Origin of the sequence: Pseudomonas sp. I8001, assembly GCF_013385345.1 — a bacterium.
In the GTDB taxonomy this organism is placed as follows: Bacteria; Pseudomonadota; Gammaproteobacteria; order Pseudomonadales; family Pseudomonadaceae; genus Aquipseudomonas.
Genome location: NZ_JACAQC010000040.1, coordinates 19,279 through 40,782, shown reverse-complemented (window position 1 = coordinate 40,782; position 21,504 = coordinate 19,279). Strand labels below are relative to the sequence as shown.

Annotated in this window: 25 protein-coding genes; 14 read left to right on the top strand and 11 right to left on the bottom strand. The window is 61.6% G+C overall.

The genetic code is table 11. The features are described 5' to 3' along the window. Positions 1 to 127: 127 nt before the first annotated feature. Entirely contained in the window at positions 128 to 769 is a 642-nt protein-coding gene (locus tag HX839_RS24985) for a hypothetical protein (RefSeq protein ID WP_256344754.1), read from the bottom strand. Between the two features lie 362 nt (positions 770 to 1,131). Here HX839_RS24985 and HX839_RS24980 point away from each other — a divergent pair, with 362 nt between their 5' ends. The 3 genes from HX839_RS24980 to HX839_RS24970 are packed head-to-tail and all read left to right on the top strand — an operon-like array spanning position 1,132 to position 3,643. Beyond that, positions 1,132 to 2,469, top strand: a complete 1,338-nt coding sequence (locus HX839_RS24980; protein ID WP_008438844.1) for an MFS transporter — start codon at positions 1,132 to 1,134, stop codon at positions 2,467 to 2,469. 37 nt (positions 2,470 to 2,506) lie between these two features. Continuing rightward, positions 2,507 to 3,166, top strand: a complete 660-nt coding sequence (locus HX839_RS24975; protein WP_177067852.1) for an aspartate/glutamate racemase family protein — start codon at positions 2,507 to 2,509, stop codon at positions 3,164 to 3,166. Positions 3,167 to 3,190: 24 nt separating this feature from the next. After that, a complete protein-coding gene (locus HX839_RS24970; protein ID WP_102368497.1) occupies positions 3,191 to 3,643 on the top strand; it encodes a thiol-disulfide oxidoreductase DCC family protein in 453 nt (150 codons plus the stop codon). A gap of 53 nt (positions 3,644 to 3,696) precedes the next feature. On the opposite strand, the gene HX839_RS24965 is transcribed toward HX839_RS24970, so the two are convergent. Further along, positions 3,697 to 4,902 carry an MFS transporter gene (locus HX839_RS24965; protein ID WP_003214513.1) on the bottom strand — a complete coding sequence of 402 codons (1,206 nt, stop codon included), beginning with the start codon at positions 4,900 to 4,902 and terminating at the stop codon, positions 3,697 to 3,699. 77 nt (positions 4,903 to 4,979) lie between these two features. Beyond that, positions 4,980 to 6,479 (bottom strand): PLP-dependent aminotransferase family protein, encoded by a 1,500-nt coding sequence (locus HX839_RS24960; protein WP_177035771.1) that lies wholly within the window; start codon positions 6,477 to 6,479, stop codon positions 4,980 to 4,982. Positions 6,480 to 6,556: 77 nt separating this feature from the next. Here HX839_RS24960 and HX839_RS24955 point away from each other — a divergent pair, with 77 nt between their 5' ends. Together HX839_RS24955 and HX839_RS24950 are read left to right on the top strand one after the other, a co-directional pair. Beyond that, entirely contained in the window at positions 6,557 to 8,230 is a 1,674-nt protein-coding gene (locus HX839_RS24955) for a M24 family metallopeptidase (protein WP_177067851.1), read from the top strand. Between the two features lie 85 nt (positions 8,231 to 8,315). Further along, positions 8,316 to 8,534, top strand: a complete 219-nt coding sequence (locus HX839_RS24950) for a DUF4287 domain-containing protein (protein ID WP_003214516.1) — start codon at positions 8,316 to 8,318, stop codon at positions 8,532 to 8,534. Positions 8,535 to 8,562: 28 nt separating this feature from the next. Here the strand turns inward: HX839_RS24950 and HX839_RS24945 are convergent, their stop codons facing one another. From HX839_RS24945 to HX839_RS24935, 3 genes are all read right to left on the bottom strand, one after another. Continuing rightward, positions 8,563 to 9,066, bottom strand: coding sequence for a DUF2867 domain-containing protein (locus HX839_RS24945; RefSeq protein ID WP_102368493.1), 504 nt, complete (start codon positions 9,064 to 9,066; stop codon positions 8,563 to 8,565). A gap of 20 nt (positions 9,067 to 9,086) precedes the next feature. Then, entirely contained in the window at positions 9,087 to 9,464 is a 378-nt protein-coding gene (locus tag HX839_RS24940; RefSeq protein WP_008438853.1) for a glyoxalase/bleomycin resistance/extradiol dioxygenase family protein, read from the bottom strand. Positions 9,465 to 9,759: 295 nt separating this feature from the next. Then, positions 9,760 to 10,992, bottom strand: a complete 1,233-nt coding sequence (locus HX839_RS24935) for an MFS transporter (protein WP_102368492.1) — start codon at positions 10,990 to 10,992, stop codon at positions 9,760 to 9,762. 65 nt (positions 10,993 to 11,057) lie between these two features. Here HX839_RS24935 and HX839_RS24930 point away from each other — a divergent pair, with 65 nt between their 5' ends. Then, entirely contained in the window at positions 11,058 to 12,047 is a 990-nt protein-coding gene (locus HX839_RS24930) for an AraC family transcriptional regulator (RefSeq protein WP_177067850.1), read from the top strand. A 4-nt stretch (positions 12,048 to 12,051) separates the two neighbouring features. Here the strand turns inward: HX839_RS24930 and HX839_RS24925 are convergent, their stop codons facing one another. Then, a complete protein-coding gene (locus HX839_RS24925; protein ID WP_177040501.1) occupies positions 12,052 to 12,915 on the bottom strand; it encodes a LysR family transcriptional regulator in 864 nt (287 codons plus the stop codon). Between the two features lie 107 nt (positions 12,916 to 13,022). Here HX839_RS24925 and HX839_RS24920 point away from each other — a divergent pair, with 107 nt between their 5' ends. The 7 genes from HX839_RS24920 to HX839_RS24890 all read left to right on the top strand — a co-directional run bounded on the left by HX839_RS24920 (position 13,023) and on the right by HX839_RS24890 (position 17,251). Beyond that, positions 13,023 to 13,415 carry a tautomerase family protein gene (locus HX839_RS24920; RefSeq protein ID WP_003214522.1) on the top strand — a complete coding sequence of 131 codons (393 nt, stop codon included), beginning with the start codon at positions 13,023 to 13,025 and terminating at the stop codon, positions 13,413 to 13,415. Positions 13,416 to 13,690: 275 nt separating this feature from the next. Further along, positions 13,691 to 14,140, top strand: a complete 450-nt coding sequence (locus tag HX839_RS24915) for a MarR family winged helix-turn-helix transcriptional regulator (RefSeq protein ID WP_003214523.1) — start codon at positions 13,691 to 13,693, stop codon at positions 14,138 to 14,140. A gap of 26 nt (positions 14,141 to 14,166) precedes the next feature. Beyond that, positions 14,167 to 14,730: an isochorismatase family protein gene (locus HX839_RS24910; protein WP_102368491.1), complete on the top strand. Its 564-nt coding sequence runs from the start codon at positions 14,167 to 14,169 to the stop codon at positions 14,728 to 14,730. Positions 14,731 to 14,732: 2 nt separating this feature from the next. Continuing rightward, entirely contained in the window at positions 14,733 to 15,062 is a 330-nt protein-coding gene (locus tag HX839_RS24905; protein WP_008438861.1) for a hypothetical protein, read from the top strand. 5 nt (positions 15,063 to 15,067) lie between these two features. Then, positions 15,068 to 16,282, top strand: a complete 1,215-nt coding sequence (locus HX839_RS24900; RefSeq protein ID WP_003214526.1) for an MFS transporter — start codon at positions 15,068 to 15,070, stop codon at positions 16,280 to 16,282. A gap of 377 nt (positions 16,283 to 16,659) precedes the next feature. Further along, positions 16,660 to 17,031, top strand: a complete 372-nt coding sequence (locus tag HX839_RS24895; protein ID WP_177028883.1) for a hypothetical protein — start codon at positions 16,660 to 16,662, stop codon at positions 17,029 to 17,031. A 4-nt stretch (positions 17,032 to 17,035) separates the two neighbouring features. After that, on the top strand, positions 17,036 to 17,251 hold the full coding sequence (locus tag HX839_RS24890; protein ID WP_177067849.1) for a DUF1289 domain-containing protein: 216 nt from the start codon (positions 17,036 to 17,038) through the stop codon (positions 17,249 to 17,251). On the opposite strand, the gene HX839_RS24885 is transcribed toward HX839_RS24890, so the two are convergent. Together HX839_RS24885 and HX839_RS24880 are read right to left on the bottom strand one after the other, a co-directional pair. After that, positions 17,234 to 18,097, bottom strand: coding sequence for a DNA/RNA non-specific endonuclease (locus tag HX839_RS24885; RefSeq protein WP_177067848.1), 864 nt, complete (start codon positions 18,095 to 18,097; stop codon positions 17,234 to 17,236). The two genes, HX839_RS24890 and HX839_RS24885, sit on opposite strands and share 18 nt — an antisense overlap. A 92-nt stretch (positions 18,098 to 18,189) precedes the next feature. Then, positions 18,190 to 18,822 carry a TetR/AcrR family transcriptional regulator gene (locus HX839_RS24880; RefSeq protein WP_023659027.1) on the bottom strand — a complete coding sequence of 211 codons (633 nt, stop codon included), beginning with the start codon at positions 18,820 to 18,822 and terminating at the stop codon, positions 18,190 to 18,192. Positions 18,823 to 18,893: 71 nt separating this feature from the next. Between HX839_RS24880 and HX839_RS24875 the strand changes: the two genes are divergently transcribed. Then, positions 18,894 to 19,748, top strand: a complete 855-nt coding sequence (locus tag HX839_RS24875) for an aldo/keto reductase family oxidoreductase (protein WP_003207934.1) — start codon at positions 18,894 to 18,896, stop codon at positions 19,746 to 19,748. 3 nt (positions 19,749 to 19,751) lie between these two features. Here the strand turns inward: HX839_RS24875 and HX839_RS24870 are convergent, their stop codons facing one another. Continuing rightward, the gene (locus tag HX839_RS24870; RefSeq protein ID WP_177067847.1) at positions 19,752 to 20,447 is read right to left on the bottom strand and encodes a tRNA (adenine(22)-N(1))-methyltransferase TrmK; all 696 of its coding nucleotides are present in this window, start codon (positions 20,445 to 20,447) and stop codon (positions 19,752 to 19,754) included. 78 nt (positions 20,448 to 20,525) lie between these two features. Further along, positions 20,526 to 21,434: a bifunctional oligoribonuclease/PAP phosphatase NrnA gene (locus HX839_RS24865; RefSeq protein WP_177067846.1), complete on the bottom strand. Its 909-nt coding sequence runs from the start codon at positions 21,432 to 21,434 to the stop codon at positions 20,526 to 20,528. Between the last annotated feature and the right edge of the window lie 70 nt (positions 21,435 to 21,504).

The window sequence follows — 21,504 nt, the reverse complement described above, 5'->3', positions numbered from 1 at the left end:
TTTATTCTGCATACCTCCACGGTCGCTTGGAGGAATTTGATTCACTGACGAAAGTCAGCTTTGGGTCGGAAGCGGTCGGTCATGAGCGGCCGCTTCTGGCCGATTCTGTTGAAAAAGCCGTACTCGCTTAGCCAAGGTGACCGCCTGCATCAATGAATAGCTTGCGGAGTTTTTTTCGAGCCGCCTCTGAAAGACGCTGTGAATAGCGTTGAAACTCTTCTTCGGCTGTGTCGGGCTTGCCGTTCATGGCCAATACGAACGCGTATGCAAGAGGATGTTGTATGTAGTTGTAGAAACCCAGGCCACCCGTCGACAAATGCTGCTTGACCCGCTCGAAAGCACCAGGCAGGTCGGCTATCGAACGAGCCTCGTCCCAAAACGATTCAGCTTTTGGAATGGCAGCCCGGAGGATATTGGGTGCGCTGGTTGCTATGGCATCAGGTCCGTAGCTGCATGAGATATCAAACGCTCGATCGCGCACATCGAAAGTCAGATCAGGTCGTGCTGATTTTGACGTCCTGTGCCATTTGATTTCATTGCCGGAAAGATGGGGAACGAAGTCCAGTGACAGAGCCCATGACGGCGCTAGCGCGCCGCCTTTCCACTGCTCAAGGCGAAAGAGTTGGCGAATGGGAGCATCGACGCTACGAAGCCAGGACAGCGGGCCCTGAACTTCGAATCCTAACGGCTGTAAAAGTGACTCTACGGTTGGCGAAACAATTTCGTGGATTTGATCTATTCGCGCTATCTCGAACGTTTTTCCCTGCATCGGCGGCCCCATGCTCAAAAGTAATCCCACTTCGACAACTTCGGTCGTTGGTTCGACCTCAGATAATTGATGGAGTCTTCTTCATCCTCATTCGGGAATCAAGGCACACGAAACTTCTCTCGGCGAACTGTCTTTTACATCTGGCAGATAGTGAAAACGTGGTCTGACCCCTTTTCCGTTGTGGTCCTTGCGTAGAAATCCCCCCCTCCCTAGATAGCTCCCCGCCTTACCTGGCCCAAATCCTGCCTGCATCACTCCCACCCAGTCGCTACTGACTACGCGGACGACTCTTTTGAGCCCCGCCGCCCAATCCCCGCCCCCGATAATCAAGCATCCCCTTACCACCGCCGAGGCCTTCCCCCATGACGAGCCCATCCACCGACCAGGTCAGCCCCCAAACCCTGCGCAGAGTGATCATCGCCGCCGGCATCGGTAACTTCGTGGAGTGGTTCGACTTCGCCGTCTACGGTTTTCTCGCCACCACCATCGCCCAGCAATTCTTCCCCAGCGGTGACGCCAGCGCGGCGTTGCTGAAGACCTTTGCGGTGTTCGCGGTGGCCTTCGCCTTCCGGCCCCTGGGCGGGATTTTCTTTGGCATGCTCGGCGACCGGATCGGGCGCAAACGCACGCTGGCCATGACGATTTTGCTGATGGCGGGCGCCACCACGCTGATCGGCCTGCTGCCCACCTATGCCGCCATCGGTGTAGCGGCACCGATTCTGTTGTCGTTGATTCGCTGCGCCCAGGGTTTTTCCGCCGGGGGCGAATACGCCGGGGCCTGTGCCTATCTGATGGAGCACGCGCCCAGTGACAAGCGCGCCTGGTATGGCAGTTTTGTGCCGGTGTCGACGTTTTCTGCGTTCGCTGCGGCGGCCGTGGTGGCGTACGCACTGGAGGCTTCGCTGTCCGCCGAGGCGATGGGCAGCTGGGGCTGGCGCTTGCCGTTCCTGATCGCCGCGCCGCTGGGGCTGGTGGGGCTTTACCTGCGCTGGAAGCTGGATGAGACGCCGGCCTTCCAGGCGGTGAAGCAGGAGCACGCGGTCGCGCACTCTCCCCTCAGGGAAACCTTGCGCAACCATGGTGCGGCGATCTGTTGCCTGGGCGCTTTTGTGTCGCTTACGGCGTTGTCGTTCTATATGTTCACCACCTACTTCGCGACGTATCTGCAGGTGGCGGGTGGCTTGAGTCGGGCGGTGGCGTTGCTGGTGTCGCTGATTGCTCTGATTTTCGCGGCGGCGATCTGCCCGCTGGCAGGGTTGTATTCGGATCGGGTGGGGCGTCGGGTCACGGTGATGACGGCGTGTGTGTTGTTGATTGTGGTGGTGTACCCGTCGTTCCTGATGGCCAGTTCCGGGTCGTTCGCGGCGTCGGTGGTAGGGGTGATGTTGCTGGCGGTGGGCGCGGTGCTGTGTGGGGTGGTGACGGCGGCGTTGTTGTCGGAGACCTTTCCGACACGCACTCGGTATACGGCTTCGGCGATTACCTACAACATGGCGTACACGATCTTTGGCGGTACGGCGCCGTTGGTGGCGACGTGGTTGATCAGTACCACCGGCAGCAACCTGTCGCCGGCGTTTTATCTGATTGCGGTGGCGGTGCTGGCGTTGGCGGGCGGGTTGGCGTTGCCGGAGACGTCGCGGATTTCGCTGCATGAGGTGGGCGTGGAGGAAAAAGGCGCAGCGCCGGTGTTGTCGCGTTAAAGTCGGCGGGTGTTCAAAAGTGCCGGAGACCCGAGCGATGCGTATTACCTGCCTGCATACCGCCGAGAGCAACATTGCAGTGTTTGACGCTGCCGCAGCAGCGCTGGGGGTCGGGTCACGGGTGTTGCACCATGCAGTCCGGGCCGATCTTCTGGCAGCGGTCGAACGCGCGGGTAAGCTGACCGCAGGCATAGCCGAGGAAACGCAGCTGGCGCTGGTTGCCCTGGCTCAGCACTGCGATGCAGTGGTGCTCACCTGTTCGACCCTGGGCCCGGTGGTTGAACTTGCCGGTACTCACACCCGGGTGCCGATTTTGCGGGCAGATGAAGCGCTGGCATTCGCGGCGGTTCAAGCTGGCGGGAAGGTGGTGGTGTTGTGCGCTGTCGAAACCACACTCGAGCCGACTGCTCGCTTGTTTTACCAGATGGCCCAGCACACCGGGGCGTCGGTGGAGGTGCAACTGGTTCCAGGGGCGTGGGCGATGTTCAAGGCGGGCGACCTGCACGGTTATCTCGCGACCATCGCCAGGGCTGCGGACCGTGCCTATGGGGATGGCGCGTCTATCGTGGCACTGGCGCAAGCGTCCATGAGCGAAGCCTCTTCGCTTGTAACGACGGGCCCTGCTCCACTCACCAGTGCATCGACGGGGCTGCGGGCAGCGCTGAGTCGTGCCGAACGCGGGTATGATCCAGGCTAACCCGGCCCGACTGGACCCACGCTGATGCCCGCCTCCCACACCCGGCCTACTCCCGCACCACTCCTCAAGCCCGGCGAAACCGTGGTGCTGTTCGACGGTGTGTGCAAGCTGTGCAACGGCTGGGCGAGGTTCCTGATTCGCCACGACCACGACCGACATGTGCGCTTGGCGGCCGTTCAGTCGCCCGAAGGTCAGGCGCTATTGGCCTGGGCCGGGTTGCCGCTGGATCAGTTCGACACCCTCGCAGTGATCCGCGACCGGCATTACTGGGAGCGTTCGGAGGCGGTGTTCGAAATCATTGCGCAACTGCCTGCCCGCTGGCGCCCCTTGCTGGTGCTGCGCGCCATCCCGCGCTTCCTTCGGGATTGGGCTTATGATCGCATCGCGCGTAATCGCTATCGGCTCTTCGGGAAATACGACACCTGCCTGTTGCCGGATCCGGATCATGCGCGGCGTTTTTTGAAGGGGCCGCCATGAACACCTGAGTTTGGCTTACTCACCTGGGCAGGCGTGGAGGATAGGTAAAGCACTCACTCCCCGCGTCCAGTGTCGTAGCGTTTGGAATAGGAAGCCCCCATCAGATAGAAGCACCCACCCGCCACGATAAACGCCGCGAGCATATAGAACATGAAATGCGCCGACTGCGTTGCCAGGGCAAACCCGCACAGCACCGGCCCCAGCGCACCGCCGAGGCTGGACAGGTTTTGCGCGCCGTAATACATGCCGCGCAGGTGCTCCGGTGCGATGCGGTCGATAAACATGTACTCGGCCGGGAACACGATGATTTCGCCCACGGTGAATATCGCCACGGCCAACGCCCAATGCAGCACGGTGGTGGACAGCGCAAAACCGACGACGCCCAGCAGAAACAGGCTGAAGCCCGCCGTCAGCCATTGATTCAGATGCTCGTTGGTAATGCGCTTGCCCACGATGTACTGCAGGCAGATCACCACCGTCGCATTGACCGCCACCACCGAGCTGATGACCCGGTAGGTAAATTCCGGCGTGCTCGTGGTCACCAGGTATTGCGAGATGTAGCCGGTGAACTGGCCGAACGCCACGGCGCTCAACGCGCCGCCCACCGTGAAGCAGACCAGGCGATAGTCCTTGAGCAGAATGCGCCCCACCGCGACGAACGACACCGGGGCATTGGCCGGGTCGGCGGAGCTGAGGCTCCTGTCGCCCCACACCCAATAGGTGAGGAAGAAGCCCATGCCCAGGATCGCCGACACCAGGAACGGCAGTTTCATATCCATGTGCGCGAGCCCGGCGCCAATGAACGGCCCCACTGCGTAACCAATGTTGATCAGGGTGTAGCGCACCGAAAACACTTTGCCGCGTTCGGCTTCCGGCAGCAGTTTGCCAAACGCGGCCTTGACCACGATATCGATCACTGAATAGGCGAAGTTGAACGACACCAGAAACAGGAAAAACAGCCACAGGTGCGACGTGACGCACATGCCGATGAAGCCGACGGTGAAAAACCCCGTGAAGCTGAGGATCAATCGGTAGCTGGAGATTTTGTCAGTCAGGTAGCCGCCGTAAAGGCTCAGCAACGAACCGATGAGCATTGCACCGCCCACCACCAGGCCGATTTCGCTGATGCCCAACGTGAAGTTGGATGACAGATAAATCACCATATACGGCAGGGTAATGGCGCGCCCCAGGGTCAGGAACAACGCAGACGACAGCAGCAGATTGACCGAAAACGGGTAGTGTCTGAAGGCAGCGAGCATCAGCGTCGGTTCCTGTTATTGGCAGTATCAAAGGCTAAGTAACATATCCTTACACATCCACCTTTGAGCCGGCTTAATTATTTAGCCGCGCCCCCAATCGCCCGTGAAGCCTCAGCCAAACGCTGCGTAGCGACGCGGATTTCCTCCGAATTGAGCGAGGCGAAGCCCAGGCGCAAGGCATTTTCAGGATGATCAAACGGTGAAAACAGGCGACCGCTGCGCACCACCAGGTCCAGCTCCAGCGCTTTTTCAGCCAGTCGGTCGACGTCGATTGAGTCGGCGAACCTTACCCATAACGCCAGCCCGCCTTCGGGTTCCTGCACAGAGATCTGCTCGCCAAAAGCTTCCAGCAAACAACTGAGCAGGGTCTCCCGGCGCCGACGGTATTCCCTGGAAACCCGCCGCAGGTGCTTCTTCAATTCGCCATCGTTGATCAGGTCCGCGAGCATCCGCTGCATCACGGCATCGCCCTGGCCCAGGCTCACCGCCGCCGTACGTTCGAGCACTTCGATGAGGTTCGACGGGGCAACGATATAACTGCAACGGAAGGTGCTGCCCAGGGACTTGGACAGCGAGCCGATGTAGATCACATGACGCTGCGCGCTGTCACTGGCCAGAGGCAAATAGGGCCGTCCGGCAAAGTGATACTCGTGGTCGTAGTCTTCCTCGATGATGCAGAAGTCATGCAGCCGGGCCAGTTCCAGGAGCTGCTGGCGACGTCCGGCACGCAGGCTGACGGTGGTAGGAAACTGGTGATGGGGGGTGACGTACATCATCCGTACGTCATGCAGGCGGCACAGCTCGGCGAGCTGGTCGACCCGGCAACCTTCGTCGTCGAGGTCCACGGTGACCAGTTGCGCACCCAACTGGCGGAAAATCTCCCAGGCCGGTGGGTAACTCAGGCGTTCGACCACCACCACATCACCGGGTTTGAGCAGCGCGCTGGCGGTCAGGTACAGCGACATCTGCACGCCTTGGGTCAGGCAAATCTGCGGCGCGCCGACCGTCAGGCCGCGATTGTGGCGCAACATTTCGGCCAGGGCATTGCGCAGGTACTGGCCGCTGCCTTCGCTGCCATGGCGCACGGTGTTGGTGGTAAAGCTGTTGCGCAAGGCATTGCGGTAATAGCGGTGCAGCACGGCTTGCGGCAGCAAGCGATGGTCACAGGCGCCATTGTCGAAAAACAGCGCGCCGGGCCGGTGTTGCAGGGCTGTCACCTGTTCGCCCGGGGTGAAATAGGCCGCCGCAGGCACCTCCCGCAATGCCGGGGCAAACGACTTCGGGGCGCGGGTGGCCGGCACCGCGCCTGTCGCCAGCTGCGAACTGACGAAGGTGCCGCGACGTTGAAGGCTGACCAGCCAGCCCTTGGTCACCGCCTCCTCGTAGGCAAGGATCACCGTCTTGCGGTTGACGTCCAGTAGTTGCGCCATCTCCCGCGTGCCGGGCAACAGCGCTCCGGGGCGCAGGCGGCCCTCGACAATCGCGCTCACCAGGCCCTCGACGATCTTTCTGTAGGACGCCTGCGGCTGCTCCCCATCGAGTTTGAGCAACGGGCGCCATTTGCGAAGCTGGACCATATGAATTATCCAAAACTGGAGGTTCTCCTGGTCCTAGTCTACCGCAACAATCGAGGCTCAATTGCCCCGAGGTGTTTATGCACAACCGCCATGTCGTTGAATTGTTGCCCTCGGGCAAATCCTTCGAAGCTGCCGATCAATTGCTGCTCGACGCCATGCTGGCCAGCGGTCTCGCGGTACCCTTTTCCTGCCGGCGCGGCGCCTGCGGGTCGTGCAAGGTCAAGGTGGTGTCGGGCCAGCACCGGGAAAAGCTGCGCACACCCGACACCCCTGCCCCTTCTTATCCGCTCGCGGCTGACGAGATGTTGCTGTGCCAGAGCCATGCCTGCAGCGACATGCGCCTGGAAATCCCCGGCTGGTCACTGGACACGCCCGCGCTGGAAGCCAGCGCACAGGTGATCAGCAAACGCGCGTTGAGCGCCGACATCGTCGAGCTGGTGTTGCTGACTGCCCAGCCACTCGAAGTCCGGGCCGGCCAGTACCTCAGGTTTCGCCTCGACGATGGCGACAGCCGCTGTTTCTCCGTGGCCAATCTGCCCGCGCAGGATCAAGGCCGGTTGGTGTTTCATATTCGCCAGGTCAGCGGCGGCCTGTTTTCCGAACGCATCCTGCCGACCCTGCAAGTGGGCGATGCCGTGAAACTCGAAGGCCCCGTGGGCGCCTGCACCTGGCAACACGACGATGAGCGCCCTGTTGTGCTGTTCGCTACCGGGACCGGTTATGCCGGTATCAAGCCCTTGTTGCTGACGGCCCTGGCCCGCCAGGCCGAGGTCACCCTGTATTGGGGTAACTCGGCACCGGCGGACTTCTACGACGTCGAGTTTCTCGAACGGGCCAGCCAGGCCCATCCACGCTTTCTCTGGCATCGGGTTTTGTCGGCAGACGCCCGCGTACAGCAGGTCGCGTTGACACAGCCCCATGACTGGGCCGAGAGCCAAATCTACGCCTGCGGCAATAGCACGATGATCAACCAGGCCCGCGAAGCCTGCCTGGCGGCGGGTGCGCAGGCGCATCGTTTTGTCGCCGAAGCCTTCGTCCCCAGCGGTGCATTGATGCCAGCGGAGTCGCTCAACACGCGACACCCGGTGCTGGAAAAAGTCGGCCCGCGCTACTCGCTGGACGGCATGCTCGCGGCCCGCGAGCAAACGGTCAGGGCCCTGGCCGCCATCGCCGATCAATTGAAAGTCGGCATGACCACGGCGCAAGCCCTCGCAATGGCCAGTGAGACATTGCAGGCCATGGGCGCGTCTCACACCTGGCATCCCACCTATATTCGCTTTGGCGAAGACACCATCCGCACACCCCGCCAAGGCATCGACCTGCTGCGCAAGCTGCGGCCCACCGATATCGCCGTGGTCGACCTTGGCCCGGTGTGGGATGGCTATGAAGGCGACTATGGCGACACCTTCGTATTCGGCGAGCACCCATTGCATGACGCTTGCACGAAGGCCCTGCATGAAGTGTTCGACGAGACCCGCGATGCCTGGCACCGCGGGCTGACCGGGCGCGAGCTGTACGACTTCGCTGAGGATAGCGCCCACTCCAAAGGCTGGCGCCTTGAGCGCAACCTGGCCGGACACCGCATCGCCGACTTCCCCCATGCCCTGTTCGGGCAGGACAAGCTGGCTGAAGTCGAGATCGTACCGAGCGAGATGGTCTGGGTGCTGGAGATACAGATCTGCCATCCCACACAACCGGTCGGGGCGTTCTTCGAGGATATTCTGATTGGCGAGGCCAACGGGGGCGTGTAGGGACGGGCCGTACGGTGGACCCGGTGAGTCCAGAGCGGTAACGTTATCCGGGCATTATCACCTCAGCAAAAAGGGAGTTTGCATCATGACCGACGACACAAAAACAAAAGGGCCAGCGTCGTACTTCCCCTCCATCGAAAAAAACTATGGGCAACCCATTAGCCACTGGCTGGATCTGCTCAAGGCCGCCAGTTCCAGGAAGCATATGGAGCTTGTGGCCTTGCTCAAGACTGAACACGGCATGGGCCATGGTCACGCCAATGCGTTGGTTGCGTACTTCTTGGCGGCTGAAAAAGGCAATTGATCCACCTCCCGGCGGGCGGTGAACGTGCCTACCCGCCGGGCGTTGCGGCTGTCTCTTGCAGCGTTCGTTCAAGTCGTCGTAGGTGAGCATTCACAATGAGTTTGTGCGCTGGCCCCACTGGCAGCATGTAGAGGCGCCCATAGGTGTTATGGGTGACAACCGACGAGGTGATCGTGAGTACACGGTCAGCGATTGAAAGGCAGATCATCACATCCAGGTGCCGGTCACGCTCGGTCAGCACCAGCATGTCGGGCGCGCTGCGTTCCACCAGGAAGAAGTCCAGCCGGTCGCCGACCTGCACAGCCTCGCGCAAGGTGCCGGAGAACCCACCGATGCGCTTCACACCAAACAACGAGGAAATGGCATCCCTGATTCGGAAAGCCACCTGCATCAACGGCCCCGGTTCGCCGGTCATGATGTTCCAGGCATCCAGCGCGGTGATTTCAGTAGGCAGCGGGGCTGACCGGGTGTCGTAGTAATCAAGCTCTGACGGTGCACGCAGCGTGTGAACAACATCGGTAGTCGTCAACATTATCTTCCCTGATTGCTCGGTTAGAGCGGCTGACCTACATCAATACGATTCCCGTCCGGGTCTTCGAACACAAACGCCCGCAACCCGTAATCCTGATCCTTGAGGCGCTTGATGATCCTCGCCCCATGCTGCACGCAAGCGGCGTGCAGCCTGTCGACATCGTCCACCATCAGGTGGGCAATCGTGAACGCGGCGGCTGGGTGGTTGGGTTGCAAGGTCAAATGCAGCTCGCCCTGGTCGCGCTGCAGAATCATGAAGCCGATCGGGTTTCCATTTTCGAAGGCTTTCGTAAACCCCAGGACCCTGGTGTAAAAATCATGGGCCCTGCCCATGTCCTTTACGGGAAGCGTTACTGCAATTCGTCCGAAACGGACGCCATGATCAACGACTGCGCTCATCGCAGAACCTCAACGTGCAAGCACCATGACACCTGCCAGGCGGTGCTGGTGAGTGTGAAGCGCCTTGCCAAACCTGAAGGAGCAGGACGGTGCCTGCGAGGCAGAGGTTATTTTGCGTAGCTACCGAAGTAAAGAGAGATACGAGGGTCGTTGCCGGGCAATGATCAGCAGGCGGTCGTTCACCTACGATTGCTCGGAGTCGGACCTGAGCCCCAAATCAGCAAGATTGATCAAGCGGACTGAAAGGAGGGCGAAGCGCATGCGTTTATTCTTGCCCCCTGCCTCTAACACGGTTTCAGAGATGAAACGCCGGCCCCGCCTCTGCACCTTGTGGAGGCGCTTCAACCTTCACCTTCAGCGCAATCAACAGTGCCGCCAACAGCATCAAGATACCTGCCGCGACAAAGACCCCGCCGATACCACTGAAACTGAACATCGCGCCGCCTGCCGCCGCCCCGGCTGCAATCGCCGACTGCACTGAAGCCACCACCATGCCCCCGGCGCTTTCGGCCTGGTCAGGCACTGCCCGCGCCACCCAGTTCGACCAGGCCACCGGCACCCCGCCAAACGCCAGGCCCCAGAGCATCAACAACCACACCTGCCCGGTCACGGTTGCCGGCAACAGCGCCAGAGCGAGCGCCGCAACGCCCACCAGCGCGGGCATCAGCACCAATGTTCCACGCGGCAGACGCACCAGCAGCCAACCAGCCAGCAGCGTGCCGGCAAAGTTCGCAACGCCGAATCCCAGCAACATCAACGCCAGCCCCTCGGCATCGACGCCAGTGGTGCTTTCCAGGAATGGCCGGATATAGGTGAACAGCGCAAAGTGCCCGGTGTGCACCAGCACGCACCCCAACATGCCCACGGCAATGCCCGGACGCAGCAGCACTTCCAGCACCGTCCTCAAGCGGGCGGTCCTGCGGGGTGCGAGCGGCGGCAGGGTGAACAGCTGGAACACCAGGGTCACGCCGCCCACTGCTGCGGCGGCGAGAAACGCGCTGCGCCAGCCGTACAGCCCACCCAAAAAGCTGCCCAGCGGCACCGCCACGACAGTGCCCACCGCGATGCCGCTGAAGATGATCGACAAGGCACGCGGCAGCAGTGCCGCCGGTACAAGCCGCATCGCCACCGCCGCCGCCATGCTCCAGAAGCCACCCAGGGCGATGCCCAGCAGGACGCGCATCAGCAGCAACACCGTGAGGCTCGACGAGACCGCCACCAGCAGGTTGGAGCAGATCATCAGTGCGCTGAAGCACAACAGCACCACGCGCCGGTCGATCCCACGGGTCAGGCCCGGTACCAGCAACCCGGCGAACAACGCCACCACCGCCGTGACCGTCACCGCCTGCCCTGCCAAGGCTTCCGAGACGCCGAGTTCGGCCGCCATCGGCGTCAACAAACTGGCCGGCAGGTACTCCGCCGTGAGTAATCCGAACACGCCCATCGCCAACGAAAACACCGCCATCCAGGCCGGTGTCGCGGGCGCCACATCTGCACCGGTTACGGCGTCACACACACAACTGCTCATCACTGGTCACCCTCCAAAAGTTATCGCGACCGCCAGTCTAGGTAGGCAGAGCAGGATGATCTATGATGCAAAATCTTGAATTCTTTACCGAAACCCCGAAAATGATGCTTCCAGAACCGTTCGACGTGTCCTCTGACCTCATCAACGAGCTGTTGCGCGGCATGCGCCTGCGGGGCGTCGAGTACCGCCGTATCCAGGCCGGGCCGGCGTTTGGCCTGGGCTTTGCGGCCAAACCCGGGCATGCGTACTTCCACCTTGTCGCCGCCGGCGGCGTCACCCTGCGTACCGAGGACGGCACGCAGTACGAACTGACGCCGGGCAACGCCGTGTTCATCTCCCATGGAGGCGCCCATCAGTTGCTCTCCAGCCCGGAGGTGCCGGTGCAGGACATCGACAGCTTCGACGCCGCAGCCCTCGGCGATGCGGTGTGTGCCGTGGATGCCCGCACCGATGCAGGCGTGGCTCAAAGCACCCTGCTCTTCAGCGGCTGCATGGAGTTTGAACTGGGGAGTTTGCACGGCCTTGGCCGCCTGATGCCGGACCTGATGCTGATCGACGCCAAGGGCCAGCGTTATCCGGGGCTGATGCCGATCCTGGCGGCCATGGAGCGCGAAGTCAGCAGCGCCCGCATCGGCTTCGCCGGCATTCTGGCGCGCCTGGCGGACGTGGTGGCGGCCATGGTTGTTCGGGGCTGGGTCGAATGTGCCTGCGGGAATGCGTCCGGCCTGGTGGCCGCGCTACGCGACCCGCGCCTGGCCAAGGCCCTGCTGGCGTTGCATCAACAGCCTGGGCGCGACTGGACGGTGGAAGAGCTGGCGGCGCAGTGTCATACCTCGCGCTCGGTGTTCGCCCAACACTTTCAAACCACGATCGGCACGCCACCGTTGCGCTACGCCACCGAACTGCGGATGCGCCTGGCCAGCCAGTGGCTGACGCTGGAGCGGCTGCCCATTGAAACCGTGGCGCAACGCCTTGGCTATAACTCCCAGGCCGCGTTCAGCCGGGCATTCAAGCGCGTCACCGGGCAGCCGCCGGGGGCCAGCCGGCGATCTTGAGCCGCTAGGAAAAGTGCGTGATCAACATTTCTCGCACTGCACTGACCAGCGAAGCCTCGCCCGGACGCGGCGGTAACAGGCTGAACTCGACATCGGGCAGCGCCGGAAGCGTTTGAATCGACCGGCATGCCTCGGCCCCGGCAGGCACGGCCGAGCTGTTCAGGCACGCCACGCCCAGCCCCGCCAGCAGTGCCGATTGCAGGCCCGCCACCCCGGACGCGGAATGCGCAATGACATACGGCACCCCGCGCGCATCCAACAGGTCGATGGTGAACCGCTGCAAGCTGCAATCCTGGGGAAGTACCACCAACGGCAGCGGCGCCACGAGTTCGTGCTGTGCGTCGAACCCACTGAGTGCCACCCACCGCAGGGCCTCTCGTCGTACGGGAATGCCTTCGGGAAGGCTGCGACCATCGAGGATGCGCATCGACAGGCCAATGTCGAATTCGCCGCTGTTGGCGCCCTTTTCGATTTGGAGGCTCTTGCGCACCGAAACATGCAACCGAAGCTGCGGATATCGCGTGCGCAACCCCTTCAACATACCCGCGATGGCGCTCGGCAAAAAATAGTCGGTGATGGCCAGGCGCAGTTCGCCGCTCAAGGTTACGCCGCGCATATCCTCAAGCACGCAGTCACTCAGCGCGAGCAATTCACGCGCATGTGCCAGCAGGCGCTCTCCGGCAGGTGTGGGGCTCACGCCTTTTTTGCCGCGCTCCAGCAGCGTCACGCCGGTGAAGGTTTCCAGCTTGCGAAGTTGCTCACTGAGCGCGGACTGGGAACGGCACAACTTGGGCGCGGCCGCCGAAAGGCTGCCGGCTTCCAGGATGGTGACGAAGGAGCGCAGTTGCTCAAGGTCAAAGGGGCGCATGTCTAACCTGCGTTTTTTCCGATAGATATCATTATATCTTCCCGTTTTTCAGATCCGAATAATTTTCTTAATCTGGCACCTCACCCTACCCTTACGAGGAATTCGCCATGCCAGGCATCACCCTGAAAATCTCCGGAGAACGCAATCCCGAACTGGTCCGCCAGCTCGTCCCGCAGCTCACTGCACTGACCTGTGAAGTGCTCGAGAAACGCCCGGAGCAGACCTTGCTGATTCTCGATTTTGTACCGCATGACCAGTGGTTCATTCATAACCGCTCGCTGGCCGAACATGGGCGCAACGCATTCCGCCTGGAAGTCACCGTGACCGATGAGACCAACACCAAGGCGCAAAAGGCGCGTTTTCATCGTGAGGCCTACACGCTGTTGGCGGAGTTGATCGGCAACCTGCACCCGCACTCCAATGTGCACATCATCGACTGCCGGGCCAGTGCCTACGGCTATGAAGGGGTGACTCAGGAGTACCGCTATCAACACACTTGATAGGCCGGGAAAAAGCCGCGCATGCATGTCGATCAGGTCAATGCGCGGCTCATCAAGTCCGTGAACAGTTGCAGAACCCGTTCATCATCCACGCCCAACAATCGGTCACCCACATAGCATTCGGTCTTGCACCATCCCGGTCCATGAACGACAGCACGCCCAGCCGCGACACCAGGTAACGCCCCGGCAAAAGGACCGTTGACGCGGGCTTTTATGACAAAAAATTCATACAGCTAAACTGTACAGTTTTTCTGCACGCATGCTAACGTCCGAGCATGAACAAACCTTCCATCACCTCCGAAACCCAATCCGCCGCCCTGGCTGCCGAGCTGCGCATCTCCCTGGGCAAGCTGATACGCCGGCTGCGGGAACAAACCCATCCGAACGATTTCACTTCCGCCCAGAAGTCGGTGCTGCTGCGCCTGGACCGAGACGGGCCCAGCACCGTCTCGGCCCTGGCCCGGGCGGAGAGCGTGCGGCCGCAGTCCATGCGCATCACCGTGGCCGGGCTGGAAACGATGAAAGCGATCAGGGGCAAACCCGACCCCAGCGATGGGCGCCAAACCCTGATCGAGCTGACTCCCGGCTTTCGTAAGCACCTGATCGCCAGCCGGGCGGCCAAGGACGATTGGCTGCTGCGGGCGCTGCAGGAGCAACTGTCTGCCGAAGAACAAGCTGAACTCGCGGCAGCGGTAAAGCTGCTGGAGCGCCTCGCCGACTTTTGAGCCCCCTATCCGTTCGAGGACATCCCATGGCCGTCACCTTGCTGGATCCCAACACCGCGCTGATCATCGTGGATTTGCAAAAAGGCATCGCCGAATACCCGTTCATCCACCCCATCGGCGCCGTGGTGGAACGCTCCCGTGCACTGCTCGACGCGTTCCGCGAGCGCGGCATGCCGGTGGTGCTGGTCAACGTCACAGGCTTCGCCCCCGGGCGCACCGAGCGGCCACGGCGCAGCGATGTATTTCCACCGGGATGGGCCGACCTGCTGCCCGAACTCGATCAGCAACCCGGCGACATTGGGGTGACCAAACGCACCTGGGGCGCATTCGCCAGCACTGATCTTGAGGCGCAACTCAAAGCACTCGGCGTGACTCAAGTAGTGATCACCGGCGTTGCTACCGGAACCGGCGTGGAGTCCACCGCGCGCCAGGCCTACGAGGCCGGCTTCAACGTGACCCTGGCCGTCGATGCCATGACCGACGCGAACGCCGAGGCCCATCACTACAGCCTGAACCAGGTATTCCCGAAGCTGGGAGAAACCGGCACGGCGCAAGAGATCATCGGCTTGCTTGCAACAAGGGGTGCGTGACGATGCAATGGCATGAGCTGGTGTCTTATTTCTTCGGCGGCGTATTGCTCGCCAACGCGCTGCCCCATTGCCTCAGTGGCTTGATGGGCCAGTCCTTCCAGACGCCGTTTGCCAAGCCGCGCGGCCAGGGGCGGTCCTCCTCGACGCTGAATGTGCTCTGGGGTTTTCTCAACCTGGTGATCGGCTACGTGCTGGTCTGCCGGGTTGGGGACTTCGACCTCAAAAACACCGCTGATGTGCTCGCCCTCGGGCTCGGGGCCTTGGCCCTGAGTGTATTCCTGGCGCAGCATTTCGGGCGCTTCAACGGTGGTCATTCCTCAGGGCCGGTGTGAGTTCGATGGGCATTTTCCGCTCGCTGCGCAGCGTCAACTACCGCATTTGGGCCGCCGGCGCCCTGGTGTCGAATATCGGCACCTGGATGCAACGCACGGCCCAGGACTGGCTGGTGCTGACCCAGCTCACGCCGCATAACGCGTCGGCCGTCGGCATCGTCATGGCGTTGCAGTTCGGACCGCAATTGCTGTTGCTGCCCTGGACCGGCTTCGCCGCCGATCACTACGACAAGCGCAAGCTGCTGATGGTCACCCAGGGCGTGATGGGCGTGCTGGCGCTGATGCTGGGGGTGTTTACCCTGACCGGCATCGTGCAGCTGTGGCACGTGTATGTGTTCGCGTTTTTGTCCGGCTGCGCGTCGGCCTTCGATGCACCGGTGCGGCAGATATTCGTGGCGGAGCTGGTGGGCGAAGCGGACCTATCCAATGCCATCGCGCTCAATTCCACCTCGTTCAACATGGCGCGCATGATTGGCCCGGCGGTGGCCGGCGTGACCATCGCGTCGGTGGGCACCGGCTGGGCGTTCCTGCTCAATGGCGCGAGTTTTTTCGCGGTGCTGGCCTCGCTGTTTCTGCTGCGGGTTTCCGGCCTGCACACCAGCCTGCGGGCGCTGCGCACCAAGGGCAGCCTGACTGAAGGCCTGCGCTATGTGTGGGCGCGGCCGGACCTGATGGCGATCCTGATCATGCTGTTCTTGATCGGCACCTTCGGCATGAATTTTCCGATCTTCATTTCGACCATGGCCGTCACCGTGTTCCACGCCGATGCCCGCGGCTATGGCCTGCTGACGTCGACCCTGGCCATCGGCACCGTTGCCGGGGCGCTGCTCGCAGCCGGTCGCGAGCGGCCACACTTCAAGGCGTTGTTGATCGGCGCGCTGGTGTTCGGGGTGGGCTGCACGCTGGCGGCGATTGCCCCGAACTATTGGTTGTTCGCCGGGGCGCTGGTGATCATCGGCGTGGGCGCGCTGACCTTCAGCAACACCACCAACAGCCTGATGCAACTCACCACCGAACCTTCCATGCGCGGCCGGGTAATCGCCCTGCGGGTGGGCGTGGCCCTGGGCGGCACACCGATTGGCGCACCGATTGTGGGCTGGGTGGCCGACCATCTTGGGCCGCGCTGGGCGTTGGCGGTCGGTGCGGCCTCGGGCATCCTGGCTGCCGGCGTGGCGGTGTACACCATGACGCGCAAGCTGGATCGGCCTAAAAATATGTGATGGGCAACACAGCTCCCACAGTTGATCTTCGCAGGCTCGCACAATTGATCGTTCCCACGCTCTGCGTGGGAATACATCCTGTGACGCTCCGCGTCACCATTGCGCAGGACTTGAACCTTGCATCGTCAGCTGGACGCAGAGCGTCCGAGGCGGCATTCCCACGCAGAGCGTGGGAACGATCATCTCGATCCGACAAAATCCTGCGTAGGAGCTGTCGAGCTTCAGCGAGGCTGCGAAGAGGTCCTGTCAGGCAATAAAGATGTCGCCTGCCAGTCCGCCATCGCAGCCTCGCTAAAGCTCGACCTCGCTAAAGCTCGACAGCTCCTACAGTGGATCTCTCGCGTATCATCACCCTCCTCGCTCCTCAAGGAATCCCCATGTCTTCAAGCAAACGCGACAGCGCACGCATCGAACGTCGCCTGGTCGCGACCCTGACCGATGCCTGTGAGATCGCGAAAGCCGAAATCACCGGCTTCGACTGGCTGACCCACGAAGTCGACTACCAGGCCTTTGCCCAAAGCCTGCTGGTCATCTGGGTATTCGATACCAGGGCGAACCGGGAACTGGCCCTTTCTACCGGACTGGACCTGCGCATGCGCGAGCTGACGGCCACCGCGCTGGAGGATGCCGGGGTGGATCGCCCTTCTTCGGACCGCTACGTGCGCTTCGACTCCGAGGAAGAATGCCACCTGCAGCATGGCGGCAATTGGCGCCTGCGCCTGCTCAAACTGTATGCGGTAAAGGGGTAAAGCCTTGGCTAAAGATATCGAGAACCCGTGCGTCTCAACCTGCCAGCTCAGTGGTGAGCTGTGCGTGAGTTGTGGACGCACCAAGGACGATATTCGTAAATGGAAAAAGATGAAGCGGCCAGAGAAGATGGCCGCTGTGCAGCGCGCAACGTTGCGCTTGAAGACGTTGAAAAAGGCAAGTGACGCACCCGGTTTCAGGCCGTCAAGTACGCCCGACTGACCCCGTCACCGGCAAATTCCCGAGCAACTTGAGCCCGGTGGTTTTCACAAACGTCGCGTAGTCCATCGGCTTCTCGATACGGGTTTCAGCGTTGGGCAGTACATACGCCCAGGCGCGCTTGGACGACACGTCGTAAACCAGCTTGAACAGGCGAGTCGGCACCCAGACCTTGTTGTCGCCAATGGTGCTGTAGCCCGGGTCAAACAACGGGCCGGTGAACACGAACACATTGCCGTCGGCGCGCTTGGCAAACTTGCGCACGTCCGCCTCGACCTTGCTCCAGATCTTGCGGTTGTTGGTCGGGTCTTGCGGGACCATGTTCGACAGCGCAAAGGACTGGGCCATGGCGTTGGTGCTCGGCGCATCCGCCGCCGGGGATTGATGGCCACGGTCCACGGCCGGGTGTTGGCCACGGTAGTCGCTCAACTCGGCGCGCGCGCCTTTGGGAATACGCGGGTCGGGGTAGAACTGGTTGGTGCGTTCTTCGCCTTTGGCATCCTTCAACTGGCCGGCATTCAGGCGTTCGACCACCACCAGCGGGGTCTTGCTGGTTTGCGAGTACAGCACCGCGAAATTATCGGAACACAGCGCCAGGGGTTTCATGGTGGCCGGCACGGTGGCCGTGTTGATCGGTTGTGCGGCCGGGAACAGGTCGGCGCAACTGTCGAACGATGGCTTTTTCTGTTGGCTTGAATACAGATCCAGGGCCGCGCCCTGACTGATGGAGCCCGAGCGGGAGGTATGGGATTGAGACGGTGTGATGAGGTCCAGCAGGCCACGGGCTTGCGCCCCGGTGGAGAGCAAAACAAGGGCCGACAGCCCAACTGCAATTTTGCGTAGGTGCATGGGTTAAATCTTCAAAGTTCGATTGCGGGGCTTATGGACCCATGGATGTGACTTTAGTGCGAAGCAGCGCTGCAAAATACCCTGAACACGGTTTACGTAAGTGACTGATAGGTTTGAAGATAAGCTCGCAGCATGCGGGTCACCTGCTGTTCCAGGCCGGCTTCAAAGGCCGCAGATGCATTGCCTTCAAGCAACGCCCGAACCGGTCCCACCACCGCGCTGAGCGAGATGGCGGCGGTAAGGGATGGGTCTTCAAAACGGGCATCCGACGCCGTCGCCAACATCGCTGCAATCGCGGCCACCACCCGCTTGTTGATCCGCGCCACAAGCTCCGCACCGCCCCGCTCACCTGCGATGGCATACAGGGCTTTGGACGCCGTCGGGTCCATCAGCTTCACGGCGAGAAAAGCCGTGACAAACCCCGATGCCATTTCCGCCACCGTGGTGCCCTGGTGTTGATCGCACGCCTGCTCGACGGTCTCGGCCACCTGCACCAGATGCTTCTCCAATACCGCAGCAAGCAGTGCATCGCGGTTCGGATAGTACTGATAGAGACTGCCCACCGACATGCCCGCCCGCTCGGCCACGCGGGTCGTGGTGCAGCGGACCAGGCCCTGAGCGGTCAAAACCTGAAGGGTTGCCGTGTGCAGCGCTTCCACCGTCGCCGCCGACCGGGCCTGGACCGCTGATTTTCTTGGCTTTAACGACGCTTTGAGAGGGCTCATGGAATGCGAATTCTAAACCTGAAGGATCCTTCATATTATAGGCTTCCTCCCGTCAAGCAAGAGCTCCGACCATGACCACCAGCACATTCAATCTCGGCGATCGCACCGTCAACCGCATCGGCTACGGCGCCATGCAACTGGCCGGCCCAGGCGTGTTTGGCCCGCCCAAGGACCGTGATGCAGCGCTGGCCTTACTGCGCGAGGCCGTCGCTTGCGGCGTGAACCATATCGACACCAGCGACTTCTACGGGCCGCATGTCACCAATCAGATTATTCGTGAGGCACTGCACCCGTATAAAGACGATCTTACGATCGTCACCAAGGTAGGCGCCCGCCGTGGCGACGATGGCGCCTGGTTCAACGCTTCGTCGAAGGCCGAGCTGACCCAGGCCGTGCACGACAACCTGCGCAACCTGGGCCTGGATGTGCTGGACGTGGTGAATGTGCGGGCCATGCACGGCGTGATGGGCACTGCCGAAGGCTCGATCGAGGAACCCCTGAGTGCCATTGCCGAGCTGCAACAACAGGGCCTGATACGCCATATCGGCATCAGCAACGTTACCCCGACGCAGGTCGCCGAGGCGCGAAAAATCGTGCGCTTCGTGTGCGTCCAGAACCTGTACAACATCGCCCACCAACACGATAACGCGATGCTCGACGAATTGGCCCGGGACGGCATTGCCTATGTGCCATTCTTCCCGCTGGGCGGGTTCTCGCCAGTGCAGTCAGCGGTGTTGTCGAACGTCGCACAGCGCCTCGGCGTCACCCCGATGCAACTGGCCCTGGCATGGCTGCTGCGCCGTTCCCCGAATATCCTGCTGATCCCGGGAACGTCCTCGGTCACCCATCTACGGGAAAACATCGCGGTGGGCGAGCTGGATCTTTCGGATGAGGTACTCGCAGAGCTGAACACCCTCGCAGGCTGACCCTCACGCCAGCAGTTCTGCGATCCACCGCGCCTGCTTGGCGACTTCTTGCACCTTGTCCTCGGGCACCGCTTGCCGCGCCTGGGCGAAGTCGCTCAGGGTCTGCTGTTTGTGGCGCAGGATGCGCTGCCACTTGAGCAGGAATTCCGGGCTGCGGGCCTGCATTTGCAGCGGGCCGAAGTACAGTTCTTCGGCGGTGTAGGTCACAGGCCCGGCGTGCTCGGCAACGATGATTTCGTAGAAGAAGCGATTTTCCCGCAGCAGCTCTTCGCACACGATGCGGTAGCCGTTCTCCATCAACCACTGGCGCAACGGTTGCTCGCCGCCGTTGGGCTGCAGCACCAGGCGCTCCTCGCCACTAAGACGCGCCTTGTCGCTGTCGAGGATGTCGCGGATGGTCTCGCCGCCCATGCCGCAGATGCTGATCGCGTTGATCCCGTCTCCCGGCTCGATCGCCGCCAGGCCACTGGCCAGGCGTACGGTGATGTGTTGCTCCAGCTCGTTCTCGCGCACCGTGCGCTCGGCTGCGCGAAACGGCGTCAGGGCCACCTCGCCCGCCACCGCCGCCACGATGGCGCCGCGGCGCATCAATGCCACCGGCAGGTAGCCGTGGTCGGAGCCGATATCCGCCAGGCGCGCCCCGGCGGGGACGTGCGTCGCCACGCGCTCAAGGCGCATGGACAATGTGTGTTCGTTCAACTGCCGTTCCTTTTCGGTAATACCCTGGCCATTGTATTGCGGGTTCTTCAAAGAGGAACGTCACTTTGGTGAACGCCGTCAATCAGTGGCCGCCAGCCTTACCAGTTCCTTGCGCAACAGCGAACGATCCAGCACCGCCATCCCGGCCTGCCAGTCGATGGAAAGCAACTGGCTCAGTTTTTCCTGGCTGACCTTGGGCTCAGCCAGGAAATAACTTCTGCACTCGCGGATACTGATGAGATTCACCAGCCAGTCCTCCCCCTGCGCCGCCAGCCAATCAGCGATGGTCGAGCGATGCTTTCGGATCAGCGCACCGGCATCCCACACCGTCATCTGCGCAAAAACCTGCGGCAGGTTGCTGTCGGCTTTCAGCCACTTCAGGTCACCCGCCAACGCGCCTGCAAGGTCTGACTCGATAGTGGCCTGGCACTCGGAGAAATACCGCTCAGGCCAGTCTGCCGCGAGTTTCGCCAGCAGCGCGAGGGTTTCATAAGCCCGAACATCCTCCGCGGATGTCAACTGCCCGGTAAAATTCAGGGTATTGTCCAGGATTGCCGTGGCCAGCAGCGCGGCACTGTGCTCACTGATCAGCGGCAACAAACCGGCCGCTTCCCAACGCAGGAAAACCTGCGTCGCTGCTGCACCGATCAAACGGATGTCTGCGGCACTTCCCAGCCTCTGCGCCCAATAGGTTTCAAACCCCGGGTGATGGTCAATCACCTCCACCACCTGATCGAGCACGACCACCGGGTCGAAGTGGTGGAAGTCCGAGATATCCACCATCACAAACTCATCGCCGGGCCCGGGTCGGTAGTCATCCAATGATGATAGCCAGCCGAGCACGGTCCTGGAGATGCTGGCATTCAGTGGAGCACTGCTGACGGCACGCGCCTCGATTCCCTGACGATTCAACAACTCGGCATACGCAATGCAGCAGGCGTATGCATCGATGTCCAGATACGCCGAGCCGGAGGTGACTACCCTCATCGGAAAAACTCCATGATTTCATATTTTTGGCAGGCAAATTTCACACGCCTTTATGACGAAAACATGACTA